Origin of the sequence: Blochmannia endosymbiont of Camponotus nipponensis (genome assembly GCF_009827135.1) — a bacterium.
Taxonomy (GTDB): domain Bacteria; phylum Pseudomonadota; class Gammaproteobacteria; order Enterobacterales; family Enterobacteriaceae; genus Blochmanniella.
In genome coordinates this window covers 440,536-465,855 of record NZ_CP046534.1, presented here as the reverse complement: position 1 = coordinate 465,855, position 25,320 = coordinate 440,536, and the positions used below count along the sequence as shown (strand labels likewise).

Below are 25,320 nucleotides of genomic sequence, written 5' to 3'. Positions count from 1 at the left end.
GAGAAATAGTCTAAGAAAATATAAATTAATCTATAATGTTAAACTATTTAATTTCAATACAATACACATCCATCAGTTTATTTAATTGAGTAGATAATAAATATATTGCTTTATTACTAGAAACAGTCAAAAAAATATTTATTTTCTTGTTATTTAATTTATCATACGACAACATATTTAATGTATGTAACTCAAAACCGCGATGACGAATAACTCGGAGAATACGTTCAAGTACCTCTGGGCAAAATCTAGCTTTGATGCATAAAGAATAATAAGTCATCATATTACTGCTCCAACATAGCATCATTTGAAGCACCCGGTGGTACTAACGGCCAAACATTTTCTTGTGCATTAATCAGTACATGTAGTAAAAAAGGCCCTGTATGCGTAAATAACAGATTAATTGCATCTAGCATTTGAGCTCTATGAGCAATACATATTCCATGGATATCAAATGCTTTAGCCAAAACAATAAAATCAGGGTTATCTGTCAATATAGTTTCACTATAACGTTTATTAAAAAATAATTGTTGCCATTGACGTACCATCCCCAAACGTTGATTATCTAACAAAACGATCTTAATAGGTAAATTCCTGCGCTTTATAGTAGCTAGTTCTTGTACGTTCATCATAAATGAGCCATCGCCAGAAATACATATCACCATATGCTTAGGTCGACCAATTTGTGCTCCAATAGCTGCTGGTGTGCCAAATCCCATAGTTCCAAGCCCTCCAGAAGTAATAAAATTCTCTGGACGAGTAAATTGCATATGTTGAGCAGCCCACATTTGATGTTGCCCAACATCTGTTGTAACCACAGTATCATAAGGAGCATTTTCACTAATTTCTCTTAATAAAGTTGGTGCGTAAATTTTGTCATTAGATGATGGATAAACCCAACGATACTTTAATTTTAAAGATATTACTTTTTTCCTCCATGCATCAATAGACAAAGATTGTGTCAATTTAGATAGCAAATCATTTAAATTTCCCAACAAAGAAACATGAGCCAAGCGTAATTTACCGAATTCTGAAGGATCAATATCCAAATGAATTATTTTTGCTTGTGGAGCAAAAGTATGTAATCGTCCAGTTACTCGATCATCAAATCGAGCACCGATTGCAATTAATAAATCACATTTTTGTACTGCTAAATTAGCTGCTTGATTACCATGCATTCCTAACATTCCTAAATAACAATCTTCTGTATAATCCGGGGCACCGAGTCCCTTTAATGTTACTACAGTAGGTATTTTTGTCTTAGAAATGAATGTACGTAATGCGGTCACTGCTCCAGCCATGCCCACGCCTCCCCCTACATAAAGTATAGGTTGATGTGCTTGAAGTATTAGCACACGAGCTTTTTCTATATCACCTTCAATATTACAAATATGTTTTTTGTTCGCACAATAGTTCAATGTCAATTTTTCAGTGGATAATTGAATATCTTTAGGTACATCTATTAGCACTGGACCTGGTCTTCCTTCAGAAGCAATAAAAAATGCTTCATCAATAATCTTAGGTAACATATTTAATGAATGCACTAAAAAACTATGTTTAGTGCACGCTAAAGATAGTCCCAATACATCTATTTCTTGAAATGCATCCGTACCAATCATTTCTAATCCTACCTGACCAGTAATAGCTACTATAGGGACAGAATCTAATAACGCATCAGCCAAACCAGTGATAAGATTAGTAGCTCCTGGACCAGAAGTCGCAAAACATACACCAACTTTTCCAGTGGCCCTAGCATATCCTATGGCAGATATAATTGCTCCTTGTTCATGTCTACACAATAAATGCTCTACTTCAGAATCAAACAATGCATCATATATTGGCATAATAGCGCCACCTGGATAACCAAAAATAATATCTACACCTTTTTCTCTCAGTGCTTTTATTATCCACTGAGCTCCGTTCATACTTATTTCCTCGTGTGATTTTTATAAATGAAACAATGGTTTAATCAAGCTATTCATATAAATAAATCTATTTTTAATCCATTATAAATATGTAGAAATTACATATTGTTTATTAGATTCAAATGAATTAAAATTTTTATAAAATGTTGTAGACAGAATATTAAAATAATTTTTATTTTAATAAAATAATTATTCACACCCATATCTGCAATATAAATATACGCCTTGTATTACATATTAATTTTAAAAAATAATTTTACTTCTAAAAAATAAATATAATAATTTTCTGATTTAAAAAAACACGTTGTTTGTCTTATAAATACATTTACTTTATATACTGCATATTATATTATTTTTAATAATCAAATCAGCAAAAAAAATCTATTTTTTTATATGTTTTATTAAAAATTAACAATAATGTTATAAAAAAATGATTTCTACGTTTTTAATTATAAATATGTAATATTATTATTGTTAATATTATTCGTTAGGTTATTGAATTCATTGAACAATAAAACCAGTGTACAATGACACTAATAAAAAGGCAAATATTAAATATTCACAATATTAATAAAATAAAAAAACTTTATTTTATTTAAATACTTTTTAGTAAATGCTTTTTCTGTTATATAGTATATGTCTTTCTTAAGTATATGGTATATTGAATTATATTTTATATGTGTTATATATATATCGATATTTAGCAATCATTTTACTAATAAAATAATATCGTGTATAATTGTGGATTCATAATTATTATCTAATTTGATCTTTATTAATGCTCTATTATTGTAATAACTACACTTATCACATATACTAATAACATTTATATCATCAAAAAAATTAAATAATAATCCTATTTATTTAAATAAATAGGATTTAAATCTTGGATGTAACTATAATTTTTTTAATACTTGAAACTTTAATCTACATAAATAATTTATTATGTTAAACCATACCTAATAATAATTTTCCAAATGTATAAAATATAAACAAGATACACACAACTTATACAATTTAGTTACTAATTAAACATATTATGAATAAAATAAAAAATTTATAAAACACTGAATTAAACAAGTGAATTACATAAATAATCATATATGTCATATTTTGAAAAATTAAACACACTCACCTAACATAATATTAAAATGTTACTAAATTTCTATTGAAAAATACAAAAATAAAAATAAGTGTATCACATTGTGTATTTTTACAGATTATATAATGTAATAGCTCATTATATCATTTACAAGACCCTTGATATGCGTTTTATATATTGTAGTCTTTTATAGTTTACAGGGGTGAAGAGACTTGAACTCCTAACACCCGGTTTTGGAGACCGACGTTCTACCTGTTTGAACTACACCCCTTGCATTCACAATGATACAGTGCGGTGCGGACGGGATTTGAACCCGTGACCCCCGGCGTGACAGGCCGATGTTCTAACCATCTGAACTACCGCACCATTACCAATAATTATACGATAATCATAATCACTACTCAGCATGTTTAAAATTTATTAATCATTCTATATACAATTTTTTTATTTTTTTATACAATACACTGCTGTTCAACGATTAATTTCAAATTATCAACAAATGAATAATCATATTGACAATGGAGCTAAGCGGAATCGAACCGCTAACCTTCTGCGTGCAAAACAGATGCTCTCCCAGTTGAGCTATAGCCCCGCATCGATTAGTCACATTGTAACAATTTTCGAATAAACATGCAAATTAAAATAAAATAATCACAAGGTTTAATTATCTATAATGAAATCCATTTTCAATAAGATTTTTTAATTTTTCTATCATATAAAATATTATCCATCCCATATATTATTAATTAAATACCCAGTAAAATTGGAATAATATTACCGTCGTTAATTAAATAATTATTTTTTAATTAAAAAAAATCAATTTATAGTTTAAATTAAATCTGTAAGCGCACTTCAATAGTGTTGAATTAAATTAAAATATTTATATATATACATATATATGTTTTAGATTTAAAAAAATATCTACATTTAAATAAAACCTGATGAAATAATCTAACAATAAAAAATCATTATTATATATTGATATATAGCATAAATATTCTGTATTTTTAATACATAACAATTAAAGTTTTAGATTTTTATTCTAACACTAACAAATATATATATAAAATTTATACCGATAGTACTTCTAAAGAAAAAAAATCATAATGGGATGATAATATAGATTTTAATTTGATAACTTCTGTAGTACTCATAGAACAATAAACTTTATTTGTTCTAAAAGAATAAGAATTATTTATAGGATCATTAATATTCTTACGTAGTAAACGTAAGCTATGCTTAGCAACCGAACGCCTAGAATCTATTAAATAACTATTTGAAGATAATACCGAAATTAATTCTTTTTTCAATAAAGAAAAATGAGTACATCCAAGCACTATAGCATCAGGAAGTTGTTTCATCTCTAACCAAGGATTAAGAATATCACGAAATATTGATATCGGCATTTTTTTACCGTACATTTTAGACTCAGCCAAATTTACTAATTCAGATGTGCCCAATAACATAACTTTATATTTATTTGCAAAACGTTTTATAAGACTCCAAGTATAACTATGATTTACGGTACGGTGTGTTGCTAATACTCCAATAATGCCGTTTCTTGTTAATTTAGATGCTAATTTAATTGCAGGTATGACTCCAACAACAGGACATATAAAATAATTCTGTAATATTTTTAATGCAACCACACTAGCAGTGTTACAACCAATAATTATAAGATCTAATTGATGTCGACTTTGCACAACTTTAATAATAGAGATTACACGATTGATAATAAATGTTTCTGAATGTTCACCATATGGAAAAGCCTGATTATCCAAAAAATATATATAGCATACATATGGCAACATTTTTCGTATCGCGGTATAAATAGATAAACCACCTACTCCAGAATCTAATATTAAAATTATTGGTTGTTTGTATATATTTTTAAAAAAATAAGTCATATATTTTATTAAATATTTACTTTGTACCCCATACATATAAACTAGTATGGTCAAATATACAACACATAAAATACGAGGTTACTTGTAACTTCTCTCCATAACAGAAAGAATATATATATCTTTTCTTAAATAAGTCATTATCTTATATAAAAAATGCTATATTGAACGTTATATCTACATTTTCATACAAACATTGTACACAACTAATGTTCTTGCGTCTTTATTTATAATTATACAGATACTATAATATATAGATCGTATAATAATTAATAATTATCGTTAATGCAATATGTATTATTTATATAAAAAAACATAAAACATACATATCTTTCGGTACACATAAAAAATAGATCTATATTAAGATACTTATTAAGACATCATGTTTAATTATAACTAATCGCAAAAGAAAAGTAGTTTATAATTGTTTAATTAGTTATAAAAATATCATTCATAAATTAATTACGTTATGCATTTTTATTTTTTGTCCCTAAAGTGTGACATATTGCATATGTTAAATCTGATCTGTTAAGAGTATAGAAATGAAAATTTCTTACTCCTTCCTTAATAAGAATTCTAATCATGTCTATTGCCACAAATGTTCCAAGCATTTTCTGTGTGTCTACATCATGATCTAAACCATGAAAAATTACATACATCCAATCTGGTATCTTCACTTTAGTAAAAGTAACAAAATGTTGTAATTGACGAAAATCAAAAATAGGTAATATTCCAGGAATAATTTCTGTATTAATTCCAACAGAGACGCAAAGATCTCTAAATCTTAAATATTGTTCTACATCAAAAAAAAATTGAGTGATTGCTCGACTAGCACCAGCATCTATTTTTTTTTTTAAGTTAATTAAATCTGATTGTGCGTTCTTTGCTTCTGGATGTACTTCTGGATACGCAGCCACTGAAATATCAAAATTTCCAATTTTTTTTAATAAACATACTAAATCTGCAGCATACATAGATGATTGATGATTTTTTTTTATTTTATCCCCTCGCAATGCAACAATATTATGAATACCATTATTCCAATATTCTTGAGCAATCATTTGTAATGCTTGAGGAGTTTCATTAATACACGTTAAATGAGGTGCTACTATTAACCCAGTACGTTTTTTTATTTCTTTAGTGATTTTGTCAGTATAATTTCGCGTTCCAGAATTAGCACTATATGTTACAGAAACAAAAATAGGATTCAATGTACTTAACTTATTTATAGTTTCCCATAATATTTTTTCCATTCCGTCACTACGTGGAGGAAAAAATTCAAATGAAACATTAATATCTCCTTGTAACTCAGCTAAATATTGATTTAATACTTTCTGTTGAGTGGCATGAAACATACTCATGTTTCACCTCCCGCACTATTCTATAAATGAATACACATAAAACATTTTAGACATGGGGTGTTCATATATACACGCCATGTCTATTTTAAAAAACATCATTTATTACAATAAATGAAACCCTTTAAAGGAATAAACTAAAAACTATATTATAAATGCTTTACTCATATAATTAATAAATAACAAAAATATTTTTTATCAACTAATTAAATATCTTTATTATATCCTAAATTATAATAATGAATTTATTACTTCTCTATATCCTACATAAAAACTATATAACTGAAATTTGCATTAAGTATATATATGAATATCTATTTCAAATATCCACTTATATATCTTACATAAATTTTGTGCCTATTTAATTAATCAATATTACCAGTAAATAATACTTCCACATATATTTATTAACAAGTGCTTTATTAATAAAGCACTTGTTAATAAATATATTATACTTTACTGTATTGAGCTAAATGCCTGTTCTAAATCAGTAATAAGATCATCACTATCTTCTAGTCCTACTGAAACACGAAGCAACATATCACTAATTCCAGCACGTTTTCGAACGTTTTCTGGCATAGCAGCATGAGTCATAGTAGCTGGATGAGCAATCAAGCTTTCCACCCCTCCAAACGATTCTGCTAATGTAAATAATTTTAATGATCGTAAAAATCGCAGTAACACATTTTTATTCCCTTTGAGCTCAAAGCTAAATATTGATCCAAATCCGCTCTGTTGTTTACACGCAATGGCATATCCAGGATGAACAGATAATCCTGGGTAATATAATTCGTTAATTTGAGGCTGTTTTTGACAAAAAGCAATAATACTTTTTGTATTATTTTGTTGTTGATGAACACGAGGAATTAAAGTACGTATACCACGCAACAACTGATAACTATCAAAAGCACTGCCAGTAATACCAAGCGTATTACCCCACCAGGCTAATTTATCAGAAATATATGCATCTTTAGAAATTACTACGCCTGCAATTAAATCTGAATGTCCGTTTAAATATTTACTACAAGAATGCACTACTAAATCCGCACCTAAAATTAATGGATTTTGAAACACTGGAGTCATAAATGTATTATCTACAACATATAAGGTATCTTTTTGAGACTTGCAAATAGCATAAATATCTACTATTCGAAGCATAGGATTACTTGGAGTTTCTATAAAAATTAATTTAGGTTTATATGCTAATGATTGTAAAAACATTTGTGTATCATTTTGGTTAATAAATAATACTTTACATGTGCCTTTTTTATTTAAAGCATCTAATAATCGATAAGTACCTCCGTAGCAATCATGAGGCGCTATCAATAAATCATTTGGTTTAAGCAAAGCGGAACATATTAAATAAATAGCAGACATACCACTGCTTGTCATGATTGCATGCGTTCCACATTCTAAATCTGATAAAGTTTTTTGAGCTACATCACGCGTAGGATTTTTTCGTCGTGAATAATCATAAGGACGAGGCTTATTTAATTCAAAAAAATTATAAGTAGTTGAAAGAGTGATAGGAGGCACAACACAACCATGTTGCGCATCACTATTTAAACCACTTCTCACGCTGATTGTAGATTTTTTCATAATAATAACCTACTTGTTTATATTTTTAAAAATATAGTTAATTTTTTTATTTATGCATATAAAGATGCTTTTTATAATTAAATTTTTATACATTTATTCAACAAGAATCTATGTTACTTTATAAATTATTTATAATAATCAAAATTTCATATGTATATCAAATATAAATTACTCACAGTAATAACACGTGATGACATATGTTGCTTGTTATAGAATTGATGCTTTTTTTTACTACGCTGCATACATGTATACATAGAGAAATAATATTCATCAATTATCTATGTTTCTTCAATTTTTTATCAACAAGTAAAAAATCAGCATCACCAACCACATTAAAACGCTTGTTAAAAATACTTACACGCCCACGTGTATCTACTATACGTTGCGTACCTGTATAAAATGGATGACATAAATTACAAATATCTAAATGTAAGTTATGATTTAGAGTGGATCTAATGTTAATAATATTTCCGCATGAACAACGTGCAGATATCTCACCATATTTTGGGTGAATATTTTTCTTCATTATAATATTCTCGCGCTAATTAATACTAAATTTCTGTTAATTAATAAAACAACATAACAAATATAAATTATAAATTTATTCCATGTTTGTTTAAAAAACTCAACATTATATAGTAGCCACATCTATAACCAAGTAATTTTATTATTAACTATTATATGTACATGACTATAATAATCTATGACAATAAATTTAAAATTTATAAAGTACTTATTATTGACATGTATAAATCCATTTTCATAAAATTTTATATAAAATTTACGCATTTATTACATCTACTTATAAATATAAGTAAATAAAAATATTGAAGATGTACATAATACACATTATGTTGTACATGTGATTAACTAAAAATTATAATCCACTCTAGTTATTAGCTATATTTAGTCTGCAACTAAAACTTTCGATGAATTTATACACAAAGACCCACGCATGCATCAAATCAACCACTTATTAAAATGATCATAATGCTAATAACAGCATCGATATGATTTATGTAATCACCATAAAAATAATATTTAGTTATATTTATATAATGTATAACATCCTAATTCTATCAAACACTCGAGTATTTATAGTAACCATAATTATGACAAACCAATAGTGCTCATATTTAATTTTTAGACCAAATTAAGTATACAAACTATATCATATAGCTATTTATCTACTATTAAGTTATAAAACAAAACATTTAACACTTGTTAATTAACTCTAATAATTACATGACATGTACATACCTGTAACATTCAATTAAGATATTTCATATAATTCATACGAAGTCTTATGTATTCTAAAATCAAAAAGTTGATGTATCAATTACAAAACAATTATATAAAATATTAAAATAATTGATAAATTATTAAAGCTATCCATATATAATTCAGTACGGTAAATATAATCCACACTCAATTGCAATTTCATCTAGTATAAAAGAATAGATTTCTCATTATTTATGCTAAAATCACACTAAAAGCTACATAAATTATTATACGAATTCATAATATCATTTTTTGGGATAAACGGTAATATAAAATATTTTGCAATAAAATAATATTTGAAAAACTACAATATATTAGATAAACGATATTATCGTGGCAAAATATTTCTATTAATAATCATTTGTTTATTATAGTAACATAAATGCATGAATGATATTTATCATATATGAATTCATAAATTTTATATCCAACCATAATTAAAAATTATTAAAATACATAAGTAATATAACACAATGACTATTATGTGATATATGTACGTAATATTACAAATAAGAAATTCTACATACAGAATGATTTTTTATAAAACTTACAGTTGAAATATCTGACTAGATATATAAATGTCTTATATTATGAAATTATAATTAACCCAATAAAACAGTAATTTGAAGATATTTATATGTTTATTTCTTATAACAAATTTTTATAAAAATACTGTATATTAGATTTATATATAAGATTCAAGCAACAGATACACATTATTTTAATGATGATTATCATCACATCAATGAAATAATTTTATACAATCAAACATTGAAATATAATTAAAATTATAGGTAAACTCTATGATTACATGGGTCACCGGAAAAATTATTGATATAAAACACTGGAAAAATCGATTATTTAGTCTTATTGTGCACGCCCCAGTCAATACATTTACTGCAGGACAATTCACTAAAATAGGCATCAACATCAATAATATGATTATTCACCGTGCCTATTCATATCTTAATGCCCCACGTAATCCAAATTTAGAATTTTATATAGCTACTGTGCTAACAGGAAAATTTACTCCATTATTATGTACTTTATGTCCCGGTGACACTCTTATGCTTACCAAAGAATCGTATGGACGTTTTGTGCTAAATGCAATTCCAAATTGCGAAAATTTATGGATGTTAGCTAGTGGAACAGGAATTGGTCCATACTTATCAATACTTGAAGATCAAGATGAACGGCTGCATCAATTTTCAAATATTGTATTGGTACATGCAGTACGATTTTTTAAAAATTTAAATTATTTATCTCAAATGCAAAAATTAAAAATTTTTTATAATGGAAAATTGCATATACAAACAATTATAAGTCAAGAAAAATATCCTAATTCACTTTTTGGACGCATACCTACCTTAATAGAAAATGATTCTTTAGAAAAAAAAGTAGGATTACAATTAAACATTGATAATAGTCATGTCATGTTATGTGGGAACCCACAGATGATACATGATACTAAAAAAATATTAAACAAAAAATATGGAATGACAGATCATATACTATCCAAACCAGGGCATGTTACCCAAGAACGTTATTGGTAACGTAAATGTTTCTAATTTATGTAATTACACTTACAATACATTTTTAAATTGATATTAAAATTGCAAATGATTTTAATATCAATTTACTACAACACACAACCGATGCATTTTTAAATATTTAACTATCATATTGCAAAAATATATAGCATTATTCTTAGGTATATTTATCAATATTAACACATCATAATTACTATGTAGAATATGATGTTCGTAGGAGAAATAATGTGAAGCATCCATTAATTGTCGGAAACTGGAAATTAAACGGTAATAAGAATACCATAACTAATTTAATTATTGCATTAGTTAATAATCTTTCTAACATTTCTAAATGTAATATAGCTGTAGCTCCCCCCGTGATGTATTTAGATATAGTTCGACATTATTTACTAGATAGCCACATTCAGTTATGCGCGCAAAACGTTGACGTTCATTTTTCTGGATCTTTTACTGGAGACATTTCTGCAGAAATGCTAAAAGATCTTCATACACGATATGTTATTATAGGTCATTCTGAAAGGAGAATACATCATAAGGAAAACGATGTATATATTGCTAAAAAATTTTCTATATTAAAAAAAATTGGATTAATTCCTATTTTGTGTATAGGAGAAAATAAAAATGAATATGATTCTGGATACACCCAATCAATATGTATTAATCAAATTAAGACAATAACTAAATTAATTGGTGTAGAAGCATTAAAAAATTCGGTTATCGCGTATGAACCCATATGGGCTATAGGAAGTGGTAATAGCGCATCTCCAGAAAATGTACAAGCAGTGCATAAATTCATCCGAGATTACATTGCAAGTTGTGATGTATCCGTAGCTAATACAATCACAATGCAGTATGGAGGATCTGTAACACCAGAAAACGTCATTCAATTTTTAAATCAAAAAGACATTGATGGTGTATTAGTAGGAGCTGCTTCTTTAAAAGCGGATAGTTTTGCTGCGATTGTACAAATAGCTGAAAAATATGAGCAACTCCATCATTCTTAGTAATATCATATAAACCGCATGAATTTTATATTATAAACATATATCATATAATATTAACAGCTAACAACATACACAAATATATATAATAAATGTTCATAAGATAAATACATCATTATGATAATTTACAATTTAGAATAACTTTTTAGCCGTTTTTAATAAATCTTGACGAAATGGGCGTTGCATATGTTGTATTGCATCATTAATATCATAATGTACTAGTTTTTCGTTTTGCACTCCAATGCAATGCCCCACATAACCCTGTAAAAGAAGTTCAATAGAATATGCTCCCATCCTAGAAGCTAAAATACGATCATAAGCAACAGGCTTACCTCCTCGCTGAATATATCCCAAAACAGTAGCACGGGTTTCCCTGCCAGTTTTTTCCTCAATATACTGTGCCAAATAAAATATATTACAAATACGTTCTGTAATAGCTACTATTGCGTGTTTTTTTCCTTTAGAAATACCAGATTTAATTTCATTTACTAGATCTTGTGCATTAAATTCGACTTCTGGGACTACAATGAACTCACAGCCTCCAGCTACTGCCGCTGCCATAGTCAAATCACCACAACAACGCCCCATTACTTCTACAATAGAAATACGTTGATGTGAAGAAGATGTGTCACGTAATCTATCAATTGCATCCACAATTGTTTCTAAAGCTGTAAAATAACCAATAGTGTAATCAGTTCCTGCCACATCATTATCAATAGTACCAGGCAACCCAATACAAGGAAACCCCATATCACTCAAACTCCGAGCGCCTAAATAAGACCCATCCCCTCCAATTATTATGAGAGCATCAAGATTACGTCTATGTATGTTATTAATGACTCTCGTTCTAATGGTATCTTCTTTAAATTCAGGAAAACGAGCAGAACCAAGAAAAGTACCTCCGCGATTTATTATATCTGAAACACTGCAACGACTCAATGGTATCATTCGATCCTGAAATAATCCCAAATAACCATCATATATTCCATAAATTTCTAATCCTTCAGATAAACCTGCCCGCACTACACCTCGAATAGCCGCATTCATTCCCGGAGAATCACCCCCACTTGTCAGTACTCCTATTTTTTTTATCATAGATAGAAAACTCTATTATATTGTTACTAACAACAGACCATAACCATATTTTTTATATAAAACATAATAATAGAAAATAATCGTTTTATGAAATAAAAATATGAACGACTACATTAAATATATATAATTATATCTAAAATTACAGCGAATTTTCACACTATTATGCTTGTAATTAAATTAAAAAATTTAGTCAATAATATTTTTTGATATTAAATATTGGAACACTATTTATTTATTACGATGATTTTATCACATCATATACACTGATCATGAAGTACATTAGTTTTTATAAGTTTATAAAATTACTTACTTATATTATATATATAACTGTATTAACACACAACTTCAATTATATATATCATATAATAAAAATTATTTTAAAAAGAAAAACCAAAAAAATACATGTACATGTTGACAATATAATTATATATATCTGACATATCACTGCTTTAAATGATATAAATGATATGAAGCTTTATGAATAATAATTATTTAATAAAATTGAATGGTTCATTATAATACGTCTTTATTTCTAATAAACGTTATCAATTTATGCCCGTCTAAAAATATATATCTGCAATAACTAATTATTGCATATAAATAACACTATTTTTAAATATTTAATAATATAGTATTTACATTTATATTCCATAACTGTAACAAACTCAGGTTTATATATATATTTGTTTTTAATACGAAAACTATTGTAATTTATTAAATTTTTTGATAACCTTAGCAGGTTTTCCTGCAACTGTAGAATGAGGTGGTACGGAATGTAGTACAACAGAACCCGCTCCAATTTTCGCTCCATACCCTATTTCAATATTTCCTAAAATAATAGCACCTGCACCAATCATAACTCTTTGTCTAATTTTAGGATGACGATCACCTATTACTTTACCAGTTCCACCTAAAGTCACAGACTGCATGATAGATACATTATTTTCTATAATTGATGTTTCTCCTATTACTACTCCAGTAGCATGATCTATCATAACACCACATCCGATACTTGCAGCAGGATGGATATCTACATTAAAAACCGTGGAGATATGATTATAAAAATACATAGCCAATTCTTGACGATTATGATTCCATAACCAATGAGAAATACGATGCGCTTGCAATGCATGAAATCCTTTTAAATACAAAAAAGGAGTAAAATACTTAGTTATAGAGGGATCATTTAAACGTATTGCATGAATATCTTGCGCAGCAGAAATAATAATTTTATCATCAGCACTGTATATATCTTCTAATATCTTAGTTACATCAATTACAGGTATATCTGCATTAGTTAATTTTTTAGACAATATATAAATTAAAGCATCTTTAAAATTTTTGTGTTTTAACAAAGTTACATACATAAAATTAGTTAATATCGGTTCAGAATCAATTAATAATCTCGCTTCAACCTTAATATTGCTCCAAACTATTTCTAATACATTTAAAGACATAAATTTACCTAACCATTTTATGGTATTAATAATAATTAAAACATTACACTATTAATTGCACTAACTATTCATTTTTTCTGCTTTTTGTGTGCGTCCTAATAAAGAACACACTGCTTCATGGATATTTTTATTTTGATACAGTATCTGATATATTTGTTCAGTAATCGGCATATCTACCTTATATTTAATAGACAGCATATATACTTCCTTTATGGAATACAATCCTTCTATTACTTGACCAATATTTTTTTGAGCATGACATATATTTAAACCTTGTCCCAATAATATTCCAAAACGACGATTACGTGACTGATCATCAGTGCAAGTCAATACCAAATCTCCTAACCCAGCTAATCCCACAAAAACATCTGAGGTCGCTCCCATTGCTATTCCCAATCGAGACATTTCCACTAAACCACGTGTAATTAATGCCGTTCGCGCATTTGATCCCAGCCCTATTCCATCAGAAATACCTGCCCCAATAGCAATGATATTTTTTACTGCTCCAGCTACTTGAATACCAATAGTATCTGTATTGCTATATATTCTAAAATTTTTACTACAATGTAATATACCTTGCAGATCATAACCCAATATAGTATCATTCGAAGCTAATGTTATTGCAGCAGGTAATCCCAATGCCAATTCTCTGGCAAAAGTTGGTCCAGATATAATCGCGAGAGGGATATCTTTTCCCAAAATTTGATATGTCACATCTTGTAATAAACGTCCAGTTTTCGGTTCTAATCCTTTAGATGCTATAATAATACGAGTATCATTCCTTAAATTTGGTTTCATCCGCATTAAGACATGACTAAATACACAACTTGGAACCGCAATTAATAAATTTCGACAAGTTGATAAAGCTACAGATAAAGACTGTTCCAAATACAACGATGATGGAAAAGTGATACCTGGTAAATAGGCTTGATTACATCGATTAATTTTAAGTCTTTGAATATGATCAGAACTATGACCCCACAACAACACTGTATGACCATTACTAGATAAAGCAATAGCCATGGCCGTTCCATAAGACCCCGCTCCAATTATAGTTACAATAGGACGTATAATAGACACAATAATTAAAACTAACTATTTTAATATATTAATTTTTAAGCGTATCATCATATTTGTTTTTTAAAGACCTAACAAATAAAGTATCAAAATTAATTGGATCTAAATTAATTTGAGGAAAAGTTCCCCTAGAAACTTGGTTACTTATACATTCCCTAGCATAAGGGAACAAAATACTCGGGCAATGCGCACTTAGGCAATGTATCATTTGAGTACTGTCAAGCCCTGAAATATCAAAAATTCCAGCTTGCTTAACTTGACATAAAAAAGCCGTATCTTCTCCAATTCTTGCGGTAACAGTGATACACAACACTACTTCATATATATTCAGATGTATTTTCTTATAATTACTATTTAAGTCTACCTTAATTCTTGGATGCCACGTTATTTTAAAAACTTCAGGAGTATTCGGAGCTTCAAATGAAATATCTTTAGTGTATATTCTTTGCACATGAAATAATATATCATTACTGTTTCTTTCTGCCACTAAACACACCTTACTATCTTTGATCCTAACAAACAAAAACTACTATTTATTCACTGTTTTTATTCATTACAATTAAATCTAATTTTCCCTGATTATTTAAAAACTCTAAATCATCTGATCCGCCAATATGCAACCCATTTATAAAAATCTGTGGTAATGTAGTACGACCGCCAGATCGTTGTCTCATTTCTATACCTATACTATCATCTGAATCATTAATATCTACAGGAATTTCTTTAAAATCTAGAGATTTTTTTTTAAATAATGCTTTAGCTCGATCACAGTAAGGACAATGTTTCTTTGTATAAATTTCAATATAAGCCATTTTAGTTCTCATTATTTCAATATTTTATCTTTTAATAATAAAGGAAAATTTTCAGCTTTCCAACCAACTATACCCCCATGAAGCACATATACCTCTTCAAACTTTAATTTACACAAACGTTGTTTCATTGAATGAGCTAGTATATTATTGTCATGTACTACAATCAATGGATGCTTTCTAAATCTTTTTAATTTATAAATATTACCATTTTTAATATCTTCTATTGAAATATTAACACTGTTTGCTATATGTCCTAAACGATAATCATCTTGACTACGAATATCTATTACTATTGCATTTTTTTTGTTTATTAAAAAAATTGCTGTATCACGTAATATTTCAGAATATCTACATAACCAACTGTTAATTGTAGTATACAATACTGCAATTAACAAAACCATCCATACAACACTTAAAATCGTATGTTGTTGTAAAAATATCGCTATTTCCTGTTTATACATGGATTATGAGACCTATTAAAAATAATACTAGACATGAAACGTATCTGCATCATACACAATAATACAGTCTTTAATGACTCAACAATATTATGAATAATTATGAAAAATTTCATTAATACATATTTTTTAATTTAATAATGTTTAGATAAAAACAATAAAAACAACATTCAATATCAAACATAAAAAAAGACATCACATTATACCATAAAAATTTTAAAAAAATAATATATTTTCACTGTGACAAAAACTAATATATTTTAAGAATATATAAAAAAGATATATTATTTCTTGATGCACTTTTCAGCTTTTTATTAATTAAATATAAAAAATAGTTGTTCTATGGGGAAATATTTATTTCCCATAATGATACATTAATGACATAATATACGGTTATATATAACAACTTCTGATTAAATAGATAAAATAAATACTAAATTTGGAAATATAATAATATTTAGAATATATTAAAATATATATATATAAATTATACTTAATGTATCTGCAATTATATGAGCGATGTATGATTATAGTAACTGGTGGAGCAGGGTTTATCGGTTGTAATATTATTAAAGCATTAAATAAAATTTCATATAACAATATTCTAGTAGTAGATAACCTAAAAAATGGTAGAAAATATAAAAATTTAACAAATTTATATATTTCAGACTATATGGATAAAAATTTATTTATTAAAAATCTACTTAATAATTCTATCAATTCTTATATTAAAGATATAGATGTAGTATTCCATGAAGGAGCTTGTTCTTCTACTACTGAATGGAACGGTAAGTACTTGATGGAAAATAATTATCAATATTCTAAAGATTTATTGATTTATTGTATCAAATACAATATTCCCTTTATATACGCTTCTTCCGCATCAGTATACGGAAAAAATACTAGTATGATTCTAAGCTCTCAGAAACACGAGCAACCCATAAATATATATAGCTATTCTAAATATTTATTTGATCAATATATACGTACTATTTTACCTAAAGTTACATCTCAAGTTTGTGGATTAAGATACTTTAATGTTTATGGGCCCTATGAAGCGCATAAAGGTAACATGGCAAGTATAATATTTCAATTATATAAACAAATTAAAAATAAAAAAAATCCAAAACTGTTTACTGGAAGTAAACAGTTACAACGAGATTTCATCCATGTTGAAGATATAGTTGACATAAATCTTTGGGCTTGGAGTAATAACATATCTGGAATTTTCGATTGTGGAACTGGTCAATCCGAATCATTTGATTCAATCACCAATATTGTGTTAAGTTCTTTAAATAGCAATATAACTATTAAATATATTTCTATACCAAAAAAAATACGGGATCATTATCAAGTATTTACGCAGGCAAATCTGTCTCAATTAAAAAAAGCAGGTTACCATAAGCAATTCATTAATATTAATCAAGGTGTACGTCAATATTTAAACTGGTTATCATGCAATGATATTGATCATTATAATATACAATAAATAAAACATTAAATTGTGAAAATATTAATTATTAGTCCTTCATGGATCGGTGATACCATCATATCACATAGTCTGTATCGCTTACTTATTAAAAAATATGCTTCCAATATAAAAATTGACGTAATTACCCCAACATGGTGTAAAGATCTATTTAATCATATACCTGAAGTTAATCGAACATTATTCACTCCTTATGAACATGGAGTATTAGAATTACCGAAATGTTATCGTCTCATAAAATTTTTAAAAAAAGAAAAATATCAACAAGCAATAATATTACCTAATTCTTTTAAATCCGCTCTAATACCATTTTTCGCAGATATCCCGATTCGAACGGGATGGCGTGGAGAAATGAGATACGGCGTGTTAAATGACTTAAGAATACTTGACAAAACATTGTTGCCGTTAATGGTACAACGTTATGCCGCTTTAGCGTATGATCATAATACTATAAAACAATTTTTTAATTTACCTAACCCCCTGCCATGGCCTCAACTAGACATAAAAAAAAAGAAATCGTAGATGTATTGTGCAAATTCAATTTAAACAATCACAGAAAATTACTGATTGGCTTATGCCCGGGTGCAGCATTTGGATTAGCTAAGCGCTGGCCACATTATCATTACATAACGTTAGCCTTGCAACTGATTGATTATGGATATCATGTAGTGATTTTAGGGTCATCTAAAGATCAACTAATTAATAAATATTTTGAGTACAGCATTCTTAAGAATTTAAAACAACACTGGAACAATCTTATAGGAACTACATCATTAAACGAAGCTATTGCTATTTTAGCAGCATGTAAAGGAATTATTAGTAATGATTCTGGCTTGTTGCATATAGCCTGTGCATTAAAACGCCCTGTAGTTGGATTATACGGTCCTAGCAATCCTAAATTCACTCCACCTTTATCCTCTCGATCTGTTGTAATCCAGCACATTCAAGAAAATCATACCATGAAGAAAAACTACAGTCTATATGATTATCATCATAGTCTAATCAATATTACTCCAGAACAAGTTTTAAAAGCGCTAAAAACATTACTACATTAATTTAATCAATAAATAAAATCATCATGAGAGTTTTGATCATAAAAATTTCTTCTATGGGTGATATAATACACACTTTACCTGCAGTTACTGATGCATCAAATGCTATACCAAATATATTATTTGACTGGGTTGTAGAAGAAACTTTTTCAGAGATTCTTAATTGGCATCCAGCAATACATCATATTATTCCTATAAACCTTAGATTTTGGATAAAAAATTGGTATAAATTTTCTTCATGGAAAAAATATCATAAATGTATCACACAATTAAAAAAAAAAGAATATGACGTAATTATTGATGCACAGGGTTTATTAAAGACATCATTATTAATAACATGTATTACACGCGGTAAAAAACATGGAATGGACTACGCAAGTGCCCGGGAACCCATCAGTTCCTGGATGTATCATAACCAATATTATATCAATACAAATCAACACGCTGTAGAACGCATTAGACAACTTTTTTCTCTCAGTTTGCAATATCCTGCACCGTCTTATATAGGGAAATACAATATTAATCACTTATTTCCACTTCAAAAAAGTAATCCCCCTTATTTAATATTTTTTCATTCTACTACCAAATCTAAGAAACATTGGCCAGAATTTAATTGGAATATTATTGCACAATATGCTATTAATGCAGGATATTGCATCAAATTACCTTTTTGGTCAAAAAATGAAGAATTTCGTGCCAACCGATTAGCAACACTATGCAGCAAAAAAATAATAACATTACCAAAAATGACACTAAAAGAAATTGCTCTTCAAATTTCTGGAGCAACAGCAGTAATATCTGTTGACACCGGACTGAGCCATTTAACAGCGGCGCTCGATTGTCCTAATATAACATTATATGGACCAACTAACCCTAAATTAATTGGAACATATGGACATAACCAAGTTACTTTACAATCTTCCACTAAAAAAATGAAACATTTAACTCCCATCCAAGTTTGGAAAGCATTTCAAAAAATTTAAATTTAAAATATTCTAAAAACATTTTAATTGTATTGATTACAGTTTTTATAATAACTGTACCATAACTAATTGCAAATTAATATTTGTTGAAAAATAATATTACCACTTATTATAATTTTAACATATACACTTTATATATATACGATCATTCTCCAATACCATTCAACATCCAAAACATGATATATATTTATAAATATATATCATTATTTTTATTCAAATAACACAATACCCAATTATAAATTACTCATAACTATTGGATTTAATGTTTAAATACATAATAACATGTCTTTATTATTAAATTTTTAATAAAACTAATTAATGTAATTCACTACCTTTGCAATAATAAAAATTATTAAATTGAAATCAATGATGTTGCTGTATCCATATGCACAAATATACATTCAGTAATGTATAAATAAAATTACTATACTTAATTTTATTAATCAGATCTCATCGCATAAATATAATTAATAGATACAATCGGTAATATACATACTTACATACACAATATATTATATAAATATAATTAATGTTTATTTATATATATAGTTTAAGTTGCAATATTTTACAATAAAAATCACATTAATAATTGTATGACCACATAAAACTATTACATACTATTATTTAATTATCATTAAATACAAAATTATTTTTGCACTTTTAATGTAAATAAAAATATGCTATTTTATACACAATAATTATTCCAAACATTAAAAATACTAAAAAATAAAATGCTTTAACATAATGTACGCTTATACAAATAATTGATCATTTTTCATTTCAGACAAGAAATAAGAAATATACGTAATTTTAATTAAAAAATTTACCTGATATTAATTATCGTGTAAATAAAACTCCATATTACAATATGCAAGTTAATTGCAATGTTACTTACTAAATAAGTCAAATTACCTTTTTGTAATAATAGAACTATTATTTAATATTAAATAATTAAATACAGTACATTTATACATCAATATAATATTAAAAAAATTAATATTTTTTATTTTTGTGTCCTTATAAATTTTAAATAAATTAATCTTTTCTTCAAACATAATACGTATTATACAGCAAACGAAAAACTATTTTAAAAAATAGTTCTTACTTTACTCACACATATTAATAAAATTATAAAATTATTTCAATGTATCAATATTATTGAACATACTATAACTATCTAATAAATTTTAGATCAACAATGAAATATGTACCTAAAATTCAAACAAATTATCAAGACAAAAATGGAACTTTTCTACACAATATATATTGTATTTATACTAATTAATATGATAATTATCAAACTTATGAAGAATTAATTTATTTATGATCTATAATATAATTTATTTTTATATATGTAATATTAATAGCATCATTTTTTACCAATTATAAACATAACTAACAAATTAATTGAATTATTACACAAAGTAATAATAAGTAACTAATAGTTTTATCTACACAATATAAAAATGTGATTTTTTTACAAAAGTTTATAAATTTTGTTCTACTTTTTAAGTAAAAAAGTATTTATAGTATAAAATTAAAACAACAGAGATAACATAAATAGTTGCTTTAAACACATTATTTTAATTTATTTAAAAACAGATCATTGAAATATATTCAATGAGCCATAACCATATTGATATATAATTAAATATATATAAAATAATTAAATTAATAACAATACATGTATTAACTGACCACTTTGAAATATTATATATTTGTACTATATATTTCAATATATAGTATCATTATGTATATCGCACAGCCTATAATATGGATACGATTACTATGGCGTAGTAGGCGGACTCCGTTATATCGTAAGCGTTGGTTAGAACGGTATGGATTTTACCAAAAACCTATCAAATCTGATGGTATTGTTTTACATGCCGTATCCCTTGGAGAAACACTAACAGCCATTCCTCTAATACATGCTCTACAACAACGTTATCCAAAAATAACTATTACTTTAACTGCGATGACTCCAACAGGCATAGAATTAGCACAATCTAAATTCAGTCATAATATAATACATTGTGGTTATTTACCTTACGATTTACCTGGTTCTATGAAACGTTTTATTAATCAAATTAGACCTAGATTGGTTATTGTCATGGAAACTGAACTATGGCCAAATCTTATAAATATATTATATCAACGTAATATTCCTTTTATTATTGCTAATGCACGTCTATCATTTCGCTCCTTTATTGGGTACAAGAAATTCAGTTCTTTTGTTTCATTAATAATGGAACGTATCGCTTTAATTGCTGCTCAAAATAAAGAGGATGCTTCCCGATTTCTTAAATTAGGATTAAAAAAAAATCAATTGTTTATTACAGGTAATTTAAAATTTGATATTGCAATGACTCAAGATTTATTAAATAAAATTTCATTTTTAAAAAAAACTTGGATTAAAAAACGACAAGTTTGGATAGCTAGCAGCACTCACGCAGGAGAAGAAATATTGTTATTGCAAGCCCATAAACATCTTTTAACAAAATTTCCTAATTTATTGATGATTTTAGCTCCACGGCATCCAGAACGTTTTATTAATGTTAAAAACATGACTGAACAAGCAGGATTATCCTACATCATGAGAAGCAGTGGAATTACTCCATCTAAAAAAACACAAGTAATCATTAATGATACTATAGGAGAATTAATGTTACTATACGGTATTTCAGATATAGCCTTTGTTGGAGGTAGCTTAGTAAATCATGGAGGCCATAATCCATTGGAACCAGCAGCACATTCTATTCCATTAATTATGGGACCGTATACTTTTAATTTTCATGACATTTGCGTTAAATTACATGAATCAAATGGATTAATTACAGTAACTGACACAGAATCCTTAGTAAAAGCTGTTATTATGTTACTAACAAACCAACAATGTCGCTTGAACTATGGTTATAGAGCTATTAAAGTGCTTAAACACAATCAAGGAGCACTACAACAATTATTATATTTATTAGATAATTATTTACTAATTGAAAGATAATCTACCATATTAATAAATTATAAACATTTTATATGTTGTAATTTGCTAATATAACAAATATTGATAACATATATTTATATACATGTTATCAATATTTCTGTGTTAACTCAATTTATAATATAAAATGAAATTACAAAATTGAAAAAAAATAGAGTGTTGCAACATACTTTAATATAATCGTATCTTTTATTTATGAACAATACTAATAAATAAATAATTTTTACCGATTTTTATTAAATCAAAAGAATTTGTTCAACTGTTAAAAATATATATACAACATTATATATACATAATGTTAGAATCACTTTTATTTTAAAGATATATAATTTTTATAAAAAATTAAATTAACTGCATAATATAAAAATTTTTTTATGATACTGCTATTAGATACACATATAATATTTTAATAATTATTACATTTTATTAGATTTATAAAAAATGACTAAAATATTATAGTAATAACGTATTGTATACGTCCATATTATCCAAAATACGATCATTACGAGCGTTAGAAATATCGATTTTCAACATAAATTATATTGCAAAATCAACAAAATTTAGTACAGTATATTGTATTTGAATATACCTATTTTGTAATCTCCCATATTCTAATTTACTAGAAAGCAATTATTTATATATCATGACAATTCAGGCTATGTATCCAGGCACTTTCGATCCATTAACTTATGGACATTTAGATATAATCATTAGATCTCATAAAATTTTCGATAAAATTTTTTTAGCGATCGCTGAAAATCCACAAAAAAATCCCCTATTTAGTCTTGAAGAACGTGTAATATTAGCAAAACAAGCAACTAAAACATTAACTAATGTAACAGTATTTGGATTTAATGATCTAGCAATAAACGTGATGAAAGAAAAAAGAATAAATATCTTAATTCGTGGTTTAAGAACTAGATCAGATTTTGAATATGAAATACAGCTTGCAAAAATTAATCATTATCTCGAACATGAAGTAGAAACTATGTTTATGATATCGACAGGTATATGGACATATCTTTCTTCTAAATTAGTAAAAGAAATAGCACAATACGGAGGAAAAATAGATAATTTTATCCCTAATTTTATTGCTGAAAAAGTTATAGAAAAATTACATAATACTTCAAAAACAAAACAGATCCTGCCTAATCTTTAAAATCCTATATCTATAAACATTATAATTCATATATTCTGCACACAAACTGTAATTATCATTTGACTAATATTATACTATGGACAATACGTGAAGAAAGCCTACAATTTTTATGTGGCAGTTTTATCCTTTAATCATCTCAGGCAAAATATCAGATGTTCTTATTTGTATTGAATCACAGCATAGTGCAATACATTATTAAAATATGCAAACTAACATAATACAACTATTTACTATTTTTAGCTTCTATATATACTACATGTTTTCGTATATAAGGATCAAACTTGTTTAATTTTATTTTATTAGGATTAGTTCGTTTATTTTTTGTAGTACTATAAAAATGTCCATTATTAGAGGAAGAAAATAAACAAATGGTTTCTCTTGTTTCTTTAGCCATTACATTGTACCTGTGAAATATTATTTATGTTTAGAATATATTTTAGAGAAAAAATATTCAACCCCTAATTTATCAATTAATCGCATACCTTTAGCAGATATCCGTAATACAAAGAAACGATTCTGACTTGCTATCCAAAAACGATGAGAATGAATATTAGGTGCAAACCAACGTTTAGTTGCATTCATTGCATGAGAACGTTTATTTCCTCTCATTGGACTTTTTCCAGTAATCTGACATACTCGCGCCATATTTATCCTCCTAATAGATATCATGCATAACCATCCTACATCAGCATCAAAAACAATTTCTATTCATAACTATTTATAAATTTCATAAATGTTTACATTATTGATCATCTAATTGAGATTTGATAAATATATAATAATTACTGATTTACATCTTCATTCTTCAGTATTAATACAAATAACAAATAACTCTAAAAATTTAAATAACAAGTATGTATAAAACAAGAGAATTACAGTCACAAATTTAAATTATCACTATATATATATATAAAATTCTTTATATAAAATAGTTAAAGCGTATTATATGGAGATATTACGTTATACACAATAATATTATAATAAATTTTCCTGAAATTTTCGTTTAATAAAAAATTGATT

At 26.9% G+C, this 25,320-nt stretch carries 20 protein-coding genes, 3 tRNA genes and 1 pseudogene; 7 read left to right on the top strand and 17 right to left on the bottom strand.

Annotation, left to right across the window (positions count from 1 at the left end; all coding sequences use genetic code 11):
• Positions 1-43: 43 nt before the first annotated feature.
• The 9 genes from ilvM to rpmE all read right to left on the bottom strand — a co-directional run bounded on the left by ilvM (position 44) and on the right by rpmE (position 8,414).
• Positions 44-280, bottom strand: a complete 237-nt coding sequence (gene ilvM, locus GN161_RS01955) for an acetolactate synthase 2 small subunit (RefSeq protein WP_159715546.1) — start codon at positions 278-280, stop codon at positions 44-46.
• 4 nt (positions 281-284) lie between these two features.
• Complete coding sequence (gene ilvG, locus GN161_RS01950; RefSeq protein WP_159715048.1) at positions 285-1,925, bottom strand: acetolactate synthase 2 catalytic subunit; 1,641 nt, start codon at positions 1,923-1,925, stop codon at positions 285-287.
• Between the two features lie 1,299 nt (positions 1,926-3,224).
• Positions 3,225-3,298: transfer RNA gene (locus tag GN161_RS01945), tRNA-Trp, on the bottom strand.
• Between the two features lie 21 nt (positions 3,299-3,319).
• Positions 3,320-3,393, bottom strand: a tRNA-Asp gene (locus GN161_RS01940).
• Positions 3,394-3,546: 153 nt separating this feature from the next.
• Positions 3,547-3,619 (bottom strand) — tRNA-Ala (locus GN161_RS01935).
• A gap of 478 nt (positions 3,620-4,097) precedes the next feature.
• On the bottom strand, positions 4,098-4,934 hold the full coding sequence (gene murI, locus GN161_RS01930) for a glutamate racemase (RefSeq protein WP_159715046.1): 837 nt from the start codon (positions 4,932-4,934) through the stop codon (positions 4,098-4,100).
• 464 nt (positions 4,935-5,398) lie between these two features.
• Complete coding sequence (metF, locus tag GN161_RS01925; RefSeq protein ID WP_159715044.1) at positions 5,399-6,292, bottom strand: methylenetetrahydrofolate reductase; 894 nt, start codon at positions 6,290-6,292, stop codon at positions 5,399-5,401.
• A gap of 453 nt (positions 6,293-6,745) precedes the next feature.
• Positions 6,746-7,894: a cystathionine gamma-synthase gene (metB, locus tag GN161_RS01920; protein ID WP_159715544.1), complete on the bottom strand. Its 1,149-nt coding sequence runs from the start codon at positions 7,892-7,894 to the stop codon at positions 6,746-6,748.
• 268 nt (positions 7,895-8,162) lie between these two features.
• Positions 8,163-8,414 carry a 50S ribosomal protein L31 gene (rpmE, locus tag GN161_RS01915; RefSeq protein WP_159715042.1) on the bottom strand — a complete coding sequence of 84 codons (252 nt, stop codon included), beginning with the start codon at positions 8,412-8,414 and terminating at the stop codon, positions 8,163-8,165.
• A gap of 1,558 nt (positions 8,415-9,972) precedes the next feature.
• Between rpmE and GN161_RS01910 the strand changes: the two genes are divergently transcribed.
• Together GN161_RS01910 and tpiA are read left to right on the top strand one after the other, a co-directional pair.
• Positions 9,973-10,722, top strand: coding sequence for a ferredoxin--NADP(+) reductase (locus tag GN161_RS01910; protein ID WP_159715040.1), 750 nt, complete (start codon positions 9,973-9,975; stop codon positions 10,720-10,722).
• A gap of 224 nt (positions 10,723-10,946) precedes the next feature.
• On the top strand, positions 10,947-11,723 hold the full coding sequence (gene tpiA / locus GN161_RS01905) for a triose-phosphate isomerase (protein ID WP_159715038.1): 777 nt from the start codon (positions 10,947-10,949) through the stop codon (positions 11,721-11,723).
• A gap of 129 nt (positions 11,724-11,852) precedes the next feature.
• Here the strand turns inward: tpiA and pfkA are convergent, their stop codons facing one another.
• The 6 genes from pfkA to GN161_RS01875 all read right to left on the bottom strand — a co-directional run bounded on the left by pfkA (position 11,853) and on the right by GN161_RS01875 (position 16,622).
• The gene (gene pfkA, locus GN161_RS01900; RefSeq protein ID WP_159715036.1) at positions 11,853-12,815 is read right to left on the bottom strand and encodes a 6-phosphofructokinase; all 963 of its coding nucleotides are present in this window, start codon (positions 12,813-12,815) and stop codon (positions 11,853-11,855) included.
• Between the two features lie 701 nt (positions 12,816-13,516).
• Positions 13,517-14,272 (bottom strand): serine O-acetyltransferase, encoded by a 756-nt coding sequence (gene cysE / locus GN161_RS01895; RefSeq protein ID WP_159715034.1) that lies wholly within the window; start codon positions 14,270-14,272, stop codon positions 13,517-13,519.
• A 60-nt stretch (positions 14,273-14,332) separates the two neighbouring features.
• On the bottom strand, positions 14,333-15,352 hold the full coding sequence (gene gpsA / locus GN161_RS01890) for an NAD(P)H-dependent glycerol-3-phosphate dehydrogenase (RefSeq protein ID WP_420021880.1): 1,020 nt from the start codon (positions 15,350-15,352) through the stop codon (positions 14,333-14,335).
• Between the two features lie 28 nt (positions 15,353-15,380).
• Entirely contained in the window at positions 15,381-15,836 is a 456-nt protein-coding gene (secB, locus tag GN161_RS01885; protein WP_159715540.1) for a protein-export chaperone SecB, read from the bottom strand.
• A 46-nt stretch (positions 15,837-15,882) separates the two neighbouring features.
• On the bottom strand, positions 15,883-16,161 hold the full coding sequence (grxC, locus tag GN161_RS01880; protein WP_159715032.1) for a glutaredoxin 3: 279 nt from the start codon (positions 16,159-16,161) through the stop codon (positions 15,883-15,885).
• An 11-nt stretch (positions 16,162-16,172) separates the two neighbouring features.
• Complete coding sequence (locus GN161_RS01875) at positions 16,173-16,622, bottom strand: rhodanese-like domain-containing protein (RefSeq protein ID WP_159715030.1); 450 nt, start codon at positions 16,620-16,622, stop codon at positions 16,173-16,175.
• A gap of 520 nt (positions 16,623-17,142) precedes the next feature.
• Between GN161_RS01875 and rfaD the strand changes: the two genes are divergently transcribed.
• The 5 genes and pseudogenes from rfaD to coaD all read left to right on the top strand — a co-directional run bounded on the left by rfaD (position 17,143) and on the right by coaD (position 24,300).
• Positions 17,143-18,108 (top strand): ADP-glyceromanno-heptose 6-epimerase, encoded by a 966-nt coding sequence (gene rfaD / locus GN161_RS01870; RefSeq protein WP_159715028.1) that lies wholly within the window; start codon positions 17,143-17,145, stop codon positions 18,106-18,108.
• Between the two features lie 15 nt (positions 18,109-18,123).
• Positions 18,124-19,163 (top strand): annotated as a pseudogene (gene waaF, locus GN161_RS01865) (lipopolysaccharide heptosyltransferase II).
• Positions 19,164-19,186: 23 nt separating this feature from the next.
• The gene (gene waaC, locus GN161_RS01860; RefSeq protein ID WP_159715026.1) at positions 19,187-20,143 is read left to right on the top strand and encodes a lipopolysaccharide heptosyltransferase I; all 957 of its coding nucleotides are present in this window, start codon (positions 19,187-19,189) and stop codon (positions 20,141-20,143) included.
• A gap of 1,750 nt (positions 20,144-21,893) precedes the next feature.
• Complete coding sequence (gene waaA, locus GN161_RS01855; protein WP_236840085.1) at positions 21,894-23,144, top strand: lipid IV(A) 3-deoxy-D-manno-octulosonic acid transferase; 1,251 nt, start codon at positions 21,894-21,896, stop codon at positions 23,142-23,144.
• Positions 23,145-23,784: 640 nt separating this feature from the next.
• A complete protein-coding gene (gene coaD / locus GN161_RS01850; protein ID WP_159715024.1) occupies positions 23,785-24,300 on the top strand; it encodes a pantetheine-phosphate adenylyltransferase in 516 nt (171 codons plus the stop codon).
• A gap of 223 nt (positions 24,301-24,523) precedes the next feature.
• On the opposite strand, the gene rpmG is transcribed toward coaD, so the two are convergent.
• Both rpmG and rpmB read right to left on the bottom strand, forming a co-directional pair.
• Positions 24,524-24,694, bottom strand: a complete 171-nt coding sequence (gene rpmG, locus GN161_RS01845) for a 50S ribosomal protein L33 (RefSeq protein ID WP_159715022.1) — start codon at positions 24,692-24,694, stop codon at positions 24,524-24,526.
• 20 nt (positions 24,695-24,714) lie between these two features.
• On the bottom strand, positions 24,715-24,945 hold the full coding sequence (rpmB, locus tag GN161_RS01840; protein WP_159715020.1) for a 50S ribosomal protein L28: 231 nt from the start codon (positions 24,943-24,945) through the stop codon (positions 24,715-24,717).
• Positions 24,946-25,320 lie beyond the last annotated feature (375 nt).